Origin of the sequence: Shewanella sp. DNRA4, from assembly GCF_012843185.1 — a bacterium.
In the GTDB taxonomy this organism is placed as follows: Bacteria; Pseudomonadota; Gammaproteobacteria; order Enterobacterales; family Shewanellaceae; genus Shewanella; species Shewanella xiamenensis.
In genome coordinates this window covers 61,495-76,655 of record NZ_JABAIP010000001.1, presented here as the reverse complement: position 1 = coordinate 76,655, position 15,161 = coordinate 61,495, and the positions used below count along the sequence as shown (strand labels likewise).

Below are 15,161 nucleotides of genomic sequence, written 5' to 3'. Positions count from 1 at the left end.
CAAGATGAATATTACAACCTAAGCTAACTCGAGTTATCTAAATATACAAGCTGGCTATACTCAAACCATCAACGACACAATCCCACTTATCGGTAGGTAAAATGATGCAAAAATCTTTGATGACAATCAGTATTATCGCTAGCTTCTCCTTAAGCGCAGTCGCCGCTGAACACGAGCATGAACACATCAGCCTGCACTATCAAGGCAAGCCTGCTACCAAACAAACCATAGAGGTAAACAAGGCCACAGCAGCCACCCTTAACTTTGCCGATAAAAAAGCCTTTGAAGCGTTTTCGAAGAATCTTATCGCCGAACTCGATGAACCTACGGCAGCGATTTTACGGGCCGATTTCAGCTTTATTGGCGATAAAACTCCTGACACAGTTAACCCGTCACTGTATCGTCAGGCCCAGTTGAATATGGTGTCTAACGGCTTATACAAGGTCACCGACGGCATCTATCAAGTGCGCGGCACCGACTTAGCCAACTTAACCCTTATCCGCGGTAAAACAGGCTGGATCCTGTATGACGTGCTACTCACCAAAGAATCGGCAAAGTTGTCATTGGAATTTGCGCTTAAACATTTACCAGAGGGCAATGATTTACCTGTGGTCGCGATGATTTATTCCCACAGCCATGGAGATCATTTTGGCGGTTCCCGCGCCATTAAAGACATGTTTCCAAACGTCAAAGTCTATGGTTCCCATAACATCACCAAAGAAATTGTTGACGAAAACGTCCTCGCAGGAAATGCCATGAGTCGCCGCGCCGCCTATCAATACGGCGCCACATTAGAGCGCAATGAACAAGGCATTGTCGATGCCGCACTTGCCAAAGGCTTATCCAAAGGCGAAGTCACCTATGTAAAACCCGATATCACCCTTAACAGCAAAGATAAATGGGAAACGCTAACTATCGATGGTATCGAAATGGTGTTTATGGATGCCTCGGGCACCGAAGCTGCGTCGGAAATGGCCACCTATATTCCCTCAATGAAGGCCCTATGGACGGCTGAACTCACCTACCATGGCATGCACAACATTTACACCTTACGTGGGGCAAAAGTACGGGATGCCATCAAATGGTCTAAAGATATCAATGCGTTGCTAACACGCTTTGGTGATGATGCGCAGGTACTGTTTGAAGCACACTCCGCGCCCGTGTTTGGTAATACGGATGTCAACGCCTACTTAAGAATGCAAAGGGATAACTATGGCCTAGTCCATAATCAAACCCTGCGATTAGCCAATAATGGGGTGGGTATTCAAGATATTGGCGATGCGATTCAAACCACTATCCCTCAAGCCGTGCGCGATACTTGGTATACCAATGGTTATCACGGCACCTATAGCCACAATGCTAAAGCCGTGTACAACATGTATTTAGGCTATTTTGATATGAATCCGGCCAACTTAAACCCACTACCCACAAAGGATGAATCCGCCAAATTTGTTGAGTATATGGGCGGCGCTAACGCCGTGCTTAAACATGCCAAAACCGACTATGCCAAAGGCGAATACCGTTTTGTAGCCACCGCACTCAATAAAGTCGTGATGGCAGAACCTAATAACACTGAAGCCAGACAATTACTTGCCGATACCTATGAACAACTGGGTTATCAAGCCGAAGGCGCTGGCTGGCGCAATATTTATCTGACGGGTGCCCAAGAGTTACGCACAGGAGTCCAGCCCGGTGCACCTAAATCAGCCTCAGCTGATATTTTAGGTGAAATGGATATCTCAACCCTGTTTGACTTTCTCGCCGTCAAAGTCGATAGCATCAAGGCCGCTGAGCTTGGGCTGTTAAGGCTTAATGTGATTAATCCTGACACTAAAGAAACGCTCTATGTAGAGCTAAGCAATGGTAATTTAAGCAATATTCAAGTTGATAAACCGATGGAGGCTGATACCAATCTTTATATTGATAAGCGTTATATTACCGGCATTTTACTCGGTAAAACGACCCTTAAAGACTTGCTGGCTAACGGCAGTGCCAAACTGGAAGGCGATAAAACCGCTTTCGGTAAAATTATGTCGACCTTAGTCCAGTTCGATGCCAACTTTGAAATTGTCCCACTACCGCCGATTACCAAGTAGATAATTCAACGCCCTGAATATTCAGGGCGTTTTTATAGGATGAAGGCGTGACGTTCACACTGGTTAGTTGGCAGTGCTTGTCGCTGGGGATGTGGTTTTACACTCCAACAATAACTGCTGAAAATGCGTGCCTAAATCCTGCTGAGCAAATTGCTCACTCGCCAGTGCCATTTGTTTAAGGCTTTGCATTGCTTGATCTAATCCTTGCTGCTCAATAAGGTTTTTCGCATAGGCCGCGGCATCGGCGCCCTTTTGCAGCAAGCTTGCCACTTGATCAAAACTCACCTCTTGTTCCATTAGCTTCTGTAGGTCGCCGAGTAATTCTGTCACCTTGGCCGACTCCACTAAGGCGCCTTCGACATTGACTAACTTACCTAAGGGATCTTGCGTCAGTTTCTCTGTCACGCAGGCCGACACTGTGCCCGCCGCCGCACTTTGAGCCACAACATCGAGTCCGCGGCTGCGAATTTGCTCAACCACTTGCTGTAGTTGCGGATCTTGAGCAAGCCATGCCTGCTCTAATTGCTGTTTTTCATCGCCACCAAAGTAGCCACAGCCACCGAGCAGTAGCAAAGTGCTAGTCGATAAAAGGCATTTGAATTTCATCATTAACAACCTTATCAGTGAGTTCTCTTGCATGACTATAGCGAGCGAGGTTTAATCTAAAATGAATAATCAAGGAAGGAATAACAAACTCAGCTAAAAAACCGTAATCTAAATTCAAAGTGACTCATTGCAAGCAAAAGCCTTATCGCCACTGAGTACATTAGACGACTGAGCATGCCGCCAGTAATCCGGTAATACTGGTTAGCTGCATGGAAATCGCCACATTCCCCAAGCTATGACTATGCATTAAGCTCAAACCAAAACGATATTCATCATTAAGTCGACCAAAGAACCCCTGCCAATGCTGTACACCAGAGCTTGTTGCATCGAGTGCTGTTCTAGGTTCAATCAACAGCTTAATATTGGAATAAAGCTGAATATGCGAGGGGAGTTGAAGATAAGAACGGTGCTTAGCTTGGCTCGGTAAAGCAACGTTATGCCTCTGATTAAGCTCAACCCAGTGACGGGGTTCGGCAGCTTGCAGCGCGCCATCATCAACCGCCAGTAAACTGTTTGGTGCTAAGTCAAAGGCAAAGGATTTCAGCGACTGTGCTAAGCCCAAACCCGTTGCCTTGATGTAGGATTCCTTAAGAGCCCAAAGGTCAAAAAAGCGCTGCCGCTGCGCATCTTCACCTTCAAGGGCTAATAAGCTTTCGGCTTCAATCGGGGAAAAATAATGATTCAGGATCGGGTAAATATTAGTGCTGGCGCGGGAGCGCTCGATATCCACCCCCAAGCCTAAACGGGGCTGCGCAGTGTTAGCGGCGGCTCCCTTGCCATCATCTTGCGCTAAGGCAATCAATAACCAGTCGCCACTGTGGCTTAAGTTAAACTCCATGCCAGTACACAGAAACTGCTCATGGCTGAGGCCGGGTTTGCCCTTTTCACCGTATTCAAAACACCAGTCCTGCGGCGCAATCTGTCGTTGGGAGGAGTAAGCTGAGGATTCACCGCGAGATCGCAGCCCTTGGGATAAGACGCAACGCAGTGCCGCTCGCACCAATAAGCCATTCATTTGTGCCTTGGGTGCCCGGTAACGCGCCACTTTAGCGCGCTCGTCCTCACTCAAGAGCGCCATACAGGCATTCGTGCTAACCGCATCCATTTCGGTTAATGGTATAAAAAAAATCTCAATATTCACTAAGTTATCTCAATAACACCTGAGTTTAACGGCAGCCCTATTCTACTCAGTTCTGCTCGGCTGACGAACAATATCTGAACCTTACCAATAACCAACTGAATTTTAAAAACTATTTTTGATGAAATCGCATTTAGCTGCTTTGTTCGAAAACAATTTGATCATTAAAAAACCATTTCAAGTCCCATATGATTGTATCGAGCAAAAACCTAGGGTAATCTGCATCACCACTGTGTACTGTAAAACACCCAAAAACACGGGTTTTAAGCCTCTTTTAAGCATGAGTGTTGACTCAGTTAAAATGGCAATATCATGCAGTCCCGATAGATTATGTGGGGTGAAAATAATAATGATGGGACCGCACTAACAAGTATGAGTTTTCCAAAAGTCGACACTCAAGTTTCTGATAATGCTCGTATAAAGAAATTGAGCACAGAGAAAAAGTCTCGCCATAACGCGGCAAGGCACCGTAATGCCACCACCACGCCGGAAATGCGCCACTTTATTCAGCAATCTGAATTGAGTGTGAGTCAGCTCGCCAAAATTTTAAATATTACCGAAGCCACAGTGCGTAAATGGCGTAAGCGCGAGTCAGTGAACGACAGCCCGAATACCCCACATCACCTCAATACCACCCTCACCCCAATTGAAGAATATGTGGTGGTGGGACTGAGGTATCAGCTAAAACTGCCGCTCGATAGGCTACTTAAAGCGACGCAAACCTTTATCAACCCTAATGTGTCCCGCTCGGGGTTAGCCCGCTGCCTTAAGCGTTACGGGGTATCGCGCCTCGATGAGTTTGATCAAGAACTTGTCCCTAAACAGTATTTTAATCAATTACCGATTGCCCAAGGCAGCGACGTACAAACCTATACGGTTAACTCCGAAACCTTAGCAAAAGCACTCGCTCTGCCAAGCACAGATGGCGACACCGTAGTGCAAGTGGTGTCATTAACGCTGCCACCGCAATTAACCGAAGCCGAGCCTAAATCAGTGCTCCTTGGTATAGATAGCAAGACAGATTGGATTTATATCGATATTTATCAAGACAGTAACACCCAAGCGGCCAATCGCTACATCGCCTATGTGCTGAAGGATGGGCCGTTTCATCTGCGTAAATTGCTGGTACGCAACTACCACACTTTTTTAGCCCGCTTTCCCGGCGTACAAACCCCAAAAGCCATCGCTAAATCCCTTAATAAGGCAACAGCCAAACGCTTTGCCAGTGGAGACTCGTTATGAGCCATACCCCTTCACAGCCTCAATTATCAACCGATGAAAAAGCCGATAAGAGACTGAATAAACGCTTAAAAGATATGCCGATTGCCATCGTTGGCATGGCGAGTATCTTTGCTAACTCCCGCTATTTAAATAAGTTTTGGGATTTAATTTGCGACAAGATTGATGCCATCACCGACGTGCCCGAATCCCACTGGTCGATTGATGACTATTACGATGCAGATAAATCCAAGGCCGATAAGAGCTACTGCAAACGCGGTGGCTTTATGCCTGAGGTCGACTTCAATCCGATGGAGTTTGGTCTGCCGCCTAATATTTTGGAACTCACCGACAGCTCACAATTACTCTCACTGGTCGTCGCCAAGGAAGTCTTGCAGGATGCCAATCTGCCAGACGATTACGACCGTGACCGCATCGGCATCACCCTAGGAATCGGTGGTGGTCAAAAGCTAAGCCATAGCCTCAATGCGCGCCTGCAATATCCAGTGCTGAAAAAAGTATTTAAAAGCAGTGGCCTGAGCGATGAAGATAGCGAGCTGCTGATCAAAAAATTCCAAGATCAATATGTCCATTGGGAAGAAAACTCCTTCCCCGGCTCCCTTGGCAACGTGATTGCCGGACGCATCGCCAACCGTTTCGATTTAGGTGGAATGAACTGCGTCGTCGATGCCGCCTGTGCAGGTTCGCTTGCCGCCATGCGTATGGCGCTGACCGAACTGACCGAAGGTCGCAGCGACATGATGATCACCGGCGGTGTCTGTACCGACAACTCGCCCTACATGTATATGAGTTTCTCAAAGACGCCCGCCTTTACGACCAATGAGCAAATCCAACCCTTCGATATCGACTCTAAGGGCATGATGATTGGCGAAGGCATCAGTATGGTCGCCTTAAAACGCCTCGACGATGCCGAGCGCGATGGCGACCGTATCTATGCGGTAATCAAAGGCGTGGGCGCTTCATCGGACGGTAAATTTAAGAGCATTTATGCGCCGCGCCCCGAAGGCCAAGCCAAGGCATTAGAGCGCGCATATGATGACGCAGGCTTTGCGCCGCACACCGTTGGCTTGATTGAGGCCCACGGCACAGGCACAGCCGCAGGCGATGTGGCCGAATTCAATGGCTTGACCTCGGTATTTTCTAAGGATAATGAGCAGTTACAGCATATTGCCTTAGGCTCAGTTAAATCTCAGGTGGGTCATACTAAGTCCACTGCGGGCACAGCGGGTGTGATTAAGGCAGCATTAGCACTACACCATAAAGTCTTGCCGCCTACGATAAACGTCAGTCAGCCTAACCCTAAATTAAACATTGCTCGCTCACCCTTTTATCTCAATACCGAGGCGCGCCCTTGGATCCAACGCAGTGATGATACGCCGCGACGCGCAGGGATCAGCTCCTTCGGTTTTGGGGGCACAAACTTCCATTTAGTGCTCGAAGAATATCACCCCGAGCACGCGCGAGATGACGCCTATCGCCAGCGCAGCGTGGCGCAAAGCTGGCTGTTTGCCGCCGCCGACAAAACCGCACTGCTGGGCGAGTTAAAAAACGCGCTACAGCAAGCAACTGCGGCTAAGGCAGAGCTTTCTGATGCCCATTTTGTTGCCTTTGCAAAAACCTACGCCCTGCGTGAACTAGCACCGCAATCGGCCCGGCTTGGTTTTATCGCCAAGGACTATGCCCAGTTACAGACTCTGTTAACGCAAGCGATAGCGCAGCTAGAATCCAATAGCGCCGAGAACTGGCAACTGCCCTCTGGGATAAGTTTCCGCGCCCAGGCTCTGGTCAAGGATAACCACAAGGTCGCGGCCTTATTTGCCGGCCAAGGCTCACAGTACCTGAATATGGGACTGGAAATTGCCAACAACTTCCCCGAGCTTCGTCGCCATATTCACGCCAGTGATAAAGTGTTTAGCGACCGTGGTCAGGCGACGCTTTCAAGCGTGCTGTACCCAATCCCGGCCTTCGATGATGAATCGAGAAAAGCGCAGGAAAGTGCGTTAACAAATACTCTGTATGCCCAAAGCGCCATCGGCGCGATCTCTATGGCGCAGTACACCCTGTTGACTCAGGCGGGTTTCGCCCCGGATATGCTCGCAGGCCATAGCTTTGGTGAGCTTTCGGCCCTGTGCGCCGCAGGCGTTATCTCAATGGATGACTACATCAAGCTTGCCTTTGAACGTGGACAGGCAATGGCGCAGTCACCTCAGGATGCCGACTCCAGTCGTGATGCTGGCGTTATGTATGCCGTTATTCTTAAGCAAAAACAAGATATTGAGGCTATCAACGATTGCCTTGCGCAGTTTGACGACGTCAAGATTGCCAACTACAACTCCCCCACTCAGTTGGTAATTGCAGGCGCTACCGCTGCCACACAACAGGCCGCTAAGGCCATTGGCGAGTTAGGCTTTAAGGCGATAGTCCTGCCCGTTTCCGGTGCCTTCCACACGCCATTGGTTGCCCATGCGCAAAAGCCCTTTAGCGAAGCCATTGATAAGGCTCAGTTCAACACGCCAAAGATTGCCCTGTATGCCAATGGCACTGGTCAACTACACCCTACCGATGCCAACGCCATCAAAGCGGCCTTTAAAGATCATATGTTGCAATCGGTGCACTTTAGCGAGCAGCTAGAGGCTATGTATGCCGCAGGCGCACGGGTGTTTGTCGAGTTCGGCCCGAAAAACATTCTGCAAAAGTTGGCAGAAAATACCTTAGCTGCGCAGTTAAACGAGCTTTGCCTTATCAGCATTAACCCGAATCCCAAGGGCGATAGTGACAGCCAACTGCGCAGCGCTGCGGTGCAACTGGCGGTTGCGGGGGTAACACTGGGGGAAATCGACCCTTATCAAGCCGAATTGATTGCGCCAGCAACGCCTTCAGCCATGAATATCAAGCTCAACGCGACCAACTACATCAGCCCAGCGACCCGCAACAAAATGGTCGATTCGCTGCAATCGGGCAAAATTACCAGCCAAGTGCAGTATGTGGATCGCCTCGTTGAGAAAGTGGTTGAAAAAGTCGTTGAAAAACCAGTGATTGTCGAAAAAATTCTAGAAAAGGTTGTCGAAGTGGAAAAGCCCGTGGCACAAAATAGCAATAATATTCAACAGCAAACGCCTGCACAGCCAACCAGCTTTACCACTGGACAGGCGAATCAAGATGCCCTGAGCGCCTTTTTTGCCGCCCAAACCCAGGCCGCGCAATTACATCAACAATTTTTAGCGATCCCGCAGCAATACGGCGATACCGTCAGTGCCCTGATGGCAGAGCAAGCCAAAATGGCAAGCCTTGGCATCGCCATTCCAGAGAGCCTGCAACGCTCGATGGAGCTGTTCCACCAGCATCAGGCACAAACCCTAAAGAGCCATGCTGAATTTATGCAATTGCAGACCAGCAGCAGCCAAGCGGCATTAGCCCTACTCGGCCAAATGCCAGCGCCTCAGGTTCAAGCCCCCATTCAAGCAGCACCTGTGGAGGTTGCACCAGTGGCAGTTACAGCGGCAAAGCCTGTCGTTCCAGCGCAGGCGCCCGTGGTTCAAGCCTTAGTCGCAGAGCCAAAAGTGACTGCTGTGCCTGTGAGCGAGCCCAAAGTTCAGCAACCCCAAGTTGCCCAGCCACAATTAGCGCAACCACAAGTGCAAACTGTGGCGGCAGCAACTCGCGCGCTTTCCGAGAAGTCAGTCGTGCAGCAAATCGAGACCGCCATGCTGGCAGTGGTAGCCGATAAAACGGGTTATCCCGTTGAAATGCTGGAACTTGGCATGGATATGGAAGCCGACCTTGGGATCGATTCTATTAAGCGGGTGGAAATTCTAGGCACGGTACAAGACCAACTGCCAAACCTGCCAGAACTGAGCCCAGAAGATCTCGCCGAGTGTCGCACCCTAGGGGAAATCGTTGCACTATTTAGCCAAGCGGCTCCTGTAACCGCTGCGGCCACAGTTAGCCATGCGACACAAAATGCAGTACTCGCAAGTGCAGTAGCAGCAAGTGCGGCGGTTTCTCATGATGAAATTGAGCGTACTATGATGGCGGTCGTGGCCGATAAAACCGGCTATCCCGTTGAAATGCTGGAACTCAGTATGGATATGGAAGCTGACCTTGGTATCGATTCTATTAAGCGTGTGGAAATTCTAGGCACAGTGCAGGATCAATTGCCACATCTGCCAGAACTCAGCCCTGAGGATCTCGCCGAGTGCCGTACCCTAGGGGAAATTGTGGCGCTATTTAGCCAAGCGGCTCCTGTAGTGGCGCTCTTTAGCCAAGCGGCTCCTGTAGTATCGACAGCCGTAACAGCTGCGGCCACAGTCAGCCATGCGACACAAAGTGCAGTTGCTGCAAGTGCGGCGGTTTCTAATGATGAAATTGAACGCACTATGATGGCGGTCGTAGCCGACAAGACCGGCTATCCCGCGGAAATGCTGGAACTCAGTATGGATATGGAAGCTGACCTTGGTATCGATTCCATCAAGCGCGTGGAAATTTTAGGCACAGTGCAGGACGAGTTACCCAACCTGCCAGAACTCAGCCCAGAAGATCTTGCCGAGTGTCGCACCCTAGGGGAAATTGTGGCGCTCTTTAGCCAAGCAGTTCCTGTCGCATCGGCAGCCGTAGCAGTAAGCACTCATGCAATTCCCCATTCACAAAGTACAGTTGCTGCAAGTGCGGCGCTATCTAATGGCGAGATTGAACGCACTATGATGGCGGTCGTGGCCGATAAAACCGGCTATCCCGTTGAAATGCTGGAACTCAGTATGGATATGGAAGCTGACCTTGGTATCGATTCCATCAAGCGCGTGGAAATTCTAGGCACAGTACAAGATCAACTGCCAAACCTGCCAGAACTGAGCCCAGAGGATTTAGCCGAATGTCGCACCTTGGGTGAGATTGTCGCCCTCTATGCGGGTTCGCAACCATCAAGTGAGGCGCCACAGCAAAATCATGCTGCGACAATTCAAGAGATTCAAGAGGCAACTGCAGAAACCGTCGAGGAAACTATCGACCTGCCGCCCCATAGTGAGGTGATGCTAAAAAAGTTGACAGCGGCGGCTGAGTTAGCGCGCATCATAGCAACTAGCGATGTTCAACTGACGGCAAACAGTTACGTCGTTATTGGCGACGATGGCCACAACGCGGGGGTGATTGCCGAAAAGCTTCACGCCCAAGGCGTTAAGGTCGCGGTTGTACGCTCACCGAAAACGGTTGTGGCCAGTGCATCGCCACTCGATAGCCATATTGCCAGCTTCACGCTAGAGGCGATTGATGATGAAAGCATTTGTGCGGTCATCAATCAGATTGAAGCACTTGGCCAAATCGCCGGTTTTATTCATCTGCAGCCACAGCATAAGTCCGTTGCCGATCAAGGTGCAGGCTTAGTGCTGGCAGACGAAGCTAAAGCTTCGGTCGAGCAAGCCTTCTTGTTCGCCAAGCACCTGCAACCGCTGTTAACTGAACGTGACTATTGCCGCTTTGTCACAGTTAGCCGTATCGACGGTGGCTTTGGCTATATTGGCATGGACGAGTCGGCAGGCGCCCTCATCAGTCAGAGTGAACTCAACCAAGCAGCGCTCTTTGGACTCACTAAAACCTTAAATCACGAGTGGCCAGGAGTGGTCTGCCGCGCGCTGGATATCGCACCGAACTTGGATGCTAAAACGGTCGCTAATGCGGTAGTGCAGGAATACTACCTCCAAGATGCGCCAGTCGAAGTCGGTATTGATAGCGAGCTTGAGCGCACGACCTTAGTTGCAGGCAATGCCGTGCTTCGCCGCAGTGGCGCCTCTCTCTCGTCAGCGGACAAAATCCTTGTCACAGGCGGCGCTAAGGGCGTCACCTTCGAGTGCGCCTTAAGTTTAGCGAAACGCTGCAAGGCACATTTTATCCTCGCGGGTCGCAGCGCCCATCAGGGAATCCCCGCTTGGGCTCAGGGTAAAAATCGCAACGAGCTGAAAGCCGCTGCCATCGCACATCTACAAAGCCTGGGTGATAAACCCACACCCAAACAAGTGGATGCCTTAGTTTGGCCAGTACAAAGCAGCCTTGAAATCAGCCATGCCTTGCAGGCCTTTGAAGCCGTGGGCGCCAGCGCCGAATACTTAAGCCTGGATGTTAACGATCCAGCAGCCATTGCCAGCACGATTGCGCCTATCAGCGCCCTATCGCCCATCACGGGGATTATCCACGGCGCGGGCGTACTTGCCGATAAACATATTCAAGACAAAACCTTAAGCGAATTTGAGCGCGTTTATGGCACTAAGGTGACCGGACTTAACAATCTGCTGTTGGCACTGGATCTTAGCCAGTTAACGCTTATCGCCCTGTTCTCTTCGGCGGCGGGTTTTTACGGCAATACCGGCCAGAGCGACTACGCCATGTCTAACGACATTCTCAATAAGGCCGCGCTGCAACTCGCGCAGCAATTACCACAAGCCAAGGTGATGAGCTTTGACTGGGGCCCTTGGGATGGTGGCATGGTCAATCCTGCGCTGAAGAAAATGTTTATCGACCGTGGAGTTTATGTCATTCCACTCAAAGCCGGTGCCGAGTTATTTGCCAGCCAATTATTGAGTGATACCGGGGCGCAGCTGTTGGTCGGAACCGATATGCAGGGCAATACCGCCAATGCCATTGAAGCTGCATCAGCAAAAAAGCCTAAAGCGGATCTAACCACGGCGTTAGATCCGCAGCCTATGGTCAAAACTGTGCCACAGAGTATTCGCGTCACACGCAGCCTCGATCCTAAACGCATGAGATTTATTGAAGATCATTGCATCAATGGTCATGCGGTGTTGCCGACGGTGTGCGCCATCGATTGGATGCGTGAGGCCGCCAAGGCCCATTTAGGTAAGGCGGTGAGTGTCAGCGATTATCGACTGCTCAAGGGGATCATCTTCGATGAGGCGCTGCTTGCACGCGATGCGCCTATTGAGCTCGAATTGATGTTCACGCCGCTTGCTGACGCTGCACAGCAATCGACTGAGGCGTTAGCAGCGCTGATTAGCTTTGAAGGTCGCCCGCAGTATCAGGCAGTGTTAGTGGCGCAGACGGATGATATGCCAGACGCACAGGGTTTGGAGGTTGGCGAGTTGCATTCTCTGATAGAGGAGATAACGCAGCAACCCGCTATCGCGAACCGCGAATCGCTCTACAGCGATGGCACACTATTCCATGGCCCAAGACTGCAAGGCATAAGCGAAGTACTCGCCTTTGATGACCAGCAGCTTATCGCTAAGGTAGCCCAGCCAGCGGTAGCATTAGTTGACTGCGGCGAGTTTGCGCCAAATCTTGAGGATAAGGGCACACAACCCTTTGCCGAAGATCTGTTATTGCAGGCCATGCTCGTGTGGGCGCGCCTTAAATATCAAGCGGCAAGCTTACCCAGTACCATTGGTGAGTTCGTATCCTATTCGCCCTTAGGTTTTGGCGAGAAGGCGGTATTAGTGCTGGATGTGCTCAAGCATTCGTCCCGTTCACTTGAAGCCAATATAGCGCTTTATCATCAAGATGGCCGATTAAGCTGCGAGATGAAACGAGCAAAAGTCACGATCAGTAAGACGCTTAACCAAGCATTTTTGGCCAATAAACCTCAACAACTGGCGCAAGTGCAGGCATCAATCCAAAACATGGCCGAGGTAAGTGTTAAGTGACACTCGACCCAAGCGCACATGCCGCATTAAGCAATGCGGCACTAAACAGTCAGCATCCCAATGCCAAGCCACTGCGAATAGCCGTATGGCTTGGTGATGGCTGGATGCAGAGTGTGCTTAGCCATACTCAAACCGATACCACTGCGCTGCAGCGCCTGCTGGCCTCTCGGGTGCAACTGAATGTCGCAGATAAGTCATTAACTGATGAACCGACAGATGGGCCAACCTTAGTTGGCTTACTCAACGAGCAACTCGCCCATATTGCGCAGAAACAGCTCGTTGAAATTCGCTTTGAATATCAACAGCAAGTTCGTAGTCTATATCTGCTCGATGGCCTGCTTGCCGCGCAGTTACATCTGCATGCCGAGTCTTATATTTCAGCATTAGTGCAAATCCAAGCTGAAACAGCCGAAGAAACAAATACAATCAATACAAATACAGTCGAGCGCTGCTTAAACAGCGCTTTTACCTTGGCGAAACGCGATTGTACTCAGGCGGTTAATGGCTACACGCAGGCAGGCAATCTTGCCAGTCAGTTGAATGTATTATCTCAAGCGGTTGAGGCATTAAGTCACCGCAGCCTCCAAGGCATTGCCCCAATGCTTGATGCTGCTGATGCAGCGCAACTGGCTGAACTACACACTGAACTGCGCGCTGAAAAGCCAGTAAAAACCGCGCAGAACGGCTATTGGTTTACCAAGCCCCATCAGGCAAGGGTGTTAAGCCTAAATCTCTTGGGGAATATCTTGAATAAGCCCTTGGGTAATCTCTTGAATAAGGCCCCTCAAGCTCAGACAGCCCAGAGCATTATCTTGACCCAAGGCACTCGGCTTATTGCTCAGCCGTTGCTTAATGCCAACAGACTGTTTATTCCCATCAGCGGCAACACGCTTGAGTCTTTAACGGCACAGTTATCGCAACTGATTGATTCATTAGATTTATCGGCATGCCTACCTGATACGAACTGGCTCAGCAGCCAAGGCAGTGATTGGTTTGAGCGCTATCAAGCAAAGGATGAATTAGCCTTAGTGCTGATGGCGGGCTCCCTTGAGGAGTTAATGCAAGAAGCCAAGGCGATGCGCGCTTATATTGAAAAGACGCAACAGACTCCTGCGCCAACGCCAGCCCAAACGCCAGTGTTAATGCCATCGGCCAATCTCGCCTTTAAAACTCCTTCGGGCAGTTATTTTACGCCAACGCCCCTCGGCGATACGGGCTTAACCTTTGTCTACCCCGGCGTTGGCACGGTTTACCCGAATATGTTCAGCGACTTACATGGCTATTTCCCTGAGCTTTATCGCGAGCTTGAACGCGAAGGGAATTTAGCCGCCATGTTGCAAGCCGAGGCGATTTACCAAGGCGCTGCTTATGCGAAAACCGCAATTAATGTAAGCGTAAAAGATGCAGCAGAGATGAGCTTAAGTCAGCTTGCGATTAGTGGTGTTGGCGCCAGTTACCTATTTAGTCGGCTGTTAACTCGAGTCTTTACTATTCAACCGCAACTGGCTCTGGGCTATTCCATGGGTGAAGCGGCCATGTGGGCAAGTTTAGATATCTGGCAAACGCCACATGCCCTGATTAACGCCACCCAAAACAGCGCCATCTTCAATCAGGAGATATCAGGCCCACTGCTTGCGGTGCGCCGCGATTGGCAGTTGAATGAAGATGCACCGCTAATATGGAATAGCTTTTTAGTGCGAGCCTCTCGCTCCGAAATTAATGCCCTGCTGAATGATTTTCCACGGGTATATCTAGCCATCGAACAGGGCGATACCTGTATTATCGCGGGCTGCGAAGCAAGCTGCTTACAACTCCTTAAAAGGCTGAATAAGCGTGGCATTGACAGCAATAAAGTCACCGCCATGCATACCCCGCCATCGCAGTCACAGCACAGTGCTATCCAAGGGTTTTATACCTTGGGCTTAAAGGCGAATGCCTGCGAGACTCAGGTGCGTTTCATTAGCGCAGCTCAGCAAAGTACAGTCAGCATCGATAGCCAAAGCATTGCCAAGAGTATTGCTGACACCTTTTGTGCGCCGCTGAATTTTACCGCGCTGATTAACGCCGCGTATCACCAAGGTGCGCGCTTATTTGTTGAAGTGGGCGCCGATCGGCAAACCAGCACACTTATCGATAAAATCGGCCGCCAACTAGAGTTGAGCGCCGATGGCGTTCAAACACAGGAACAACCGATATTAGCCATGGCATGTAATGCCAAGGGCAGCGATACGATCACCAGTTTACTCAAATGTTTAGCTCAACTTATCAGCCATAGAGTGCCACTCTCCCTTGTGCCGCTTATGCCTCAATCGGCAGCTCAGTCAGCCACTCCCGGTGCGGATAAGACTGCAGCGAAAACGATAGCACCACATTCAGCCAGTGCATTAGGCCATTATTCAAACGTATTCCAAGAAGGAGAACCCCTTTGAGCTCTCA

General features: G+C 50.2%; 6 protein-coding genes. 4 read left to right on the top strand and 2 right to left on the bottom strand.

The genetic code is table 11. The features are described from left to right. Positions 1 to 104: 104 nt before the first annotated feature. Positions 105 to 2,096, top strand: coding sequence for an alkyl sulfatase dimerization domain-containing protein (locus tag HG547_RS00280; protein WP_140906860.1), 1,992 nt, complete (start codon positions 105 to 107; stop codon positions 2,094 to 2,096). 63 nt (positions 2,097 to 2,159) lie between these two features. Here the strand turns inward: HG547_RS00280 and HG547_RS00275 are convergent, their stop codons facing one another. Then, positions 2,160 to 2,705 carry a hypothetical protein gene (locus HG547_RS00275; protein WP_088585832.1) on the bottom strand — a complete coding sequence of 182 codons (546 nt, stop codon included), beginning with the start codon at positions 2,703 to 2,705 and terminating at the stop codon, positions 2,160 to 2,162. A gap of 157 nt (positions 2,706 to 2,862) precedes the next feature. Beyond that, positions 2,863 to 3,843, bottom strand: coding sequence for a 4'-phosphopantetheinyl transferase superfamily protein (locus HG547_RS00270; RefSeq protein WP_348981353.1), 981 nt, complete (start codon positions 3,841 to 3,843; stop codon positions 2,863 to 2,865). Between the two features lie 369 nt (positions 3,844 to 4,212). On the opposite strand from HG547_RS00270, the gene HG547_RS00265 reads away from it, so the two are divergent. Genes HG547_RS00265 through HG547_RS00255 form a run of 3 tightly spaced genes read left to right on the top strand, consistent with a single transcriptional unit; the run spans position 4,213 to position 15,154 of the window. Continuing rightward, positions 4,213 to 5,082 carry a transcriptional regulator gene (locus HG547_RS00265; protein ID WP_169546546.1) on the top strand — a complete coding sequence of 290 codons (870 nt, stop codon included), beginning with the start codon at positions 4,213 to 4,215 and terminating at the stop codon, positions 5,080 to 5,082. Next, positions 5,079 to 12,725, top strand: coding sequence for a type I polyketide synthase (locus HG547_RS00260; protein WP_169546545.1), 7,647 nt, complete (start codon positions 5,079 to 5,081; stop codon positions 12,723 to 12,725). Before HG547_RS00265 ends, HG547_RS00260 begins: the two co-directional genes overlap by 4 nt. After that, complete coding sequence (locus HG547_RS00255) at positions 12,722 to 15,154, top strand: PfaB family protein (protein ID WP_348981352.1); 2,433 nt, start codon at positions 12,722 to 12,724, stop codon at positions 15,152 to 15,154. The genes HG547_RS00260 and HG547_RS00255 overlap by 4 nt, the downstream gene beginning before the upstream one ends. The last annotated feature ends 7 nt before the right edge of the window (positions 15,155 to 15,161 follow it).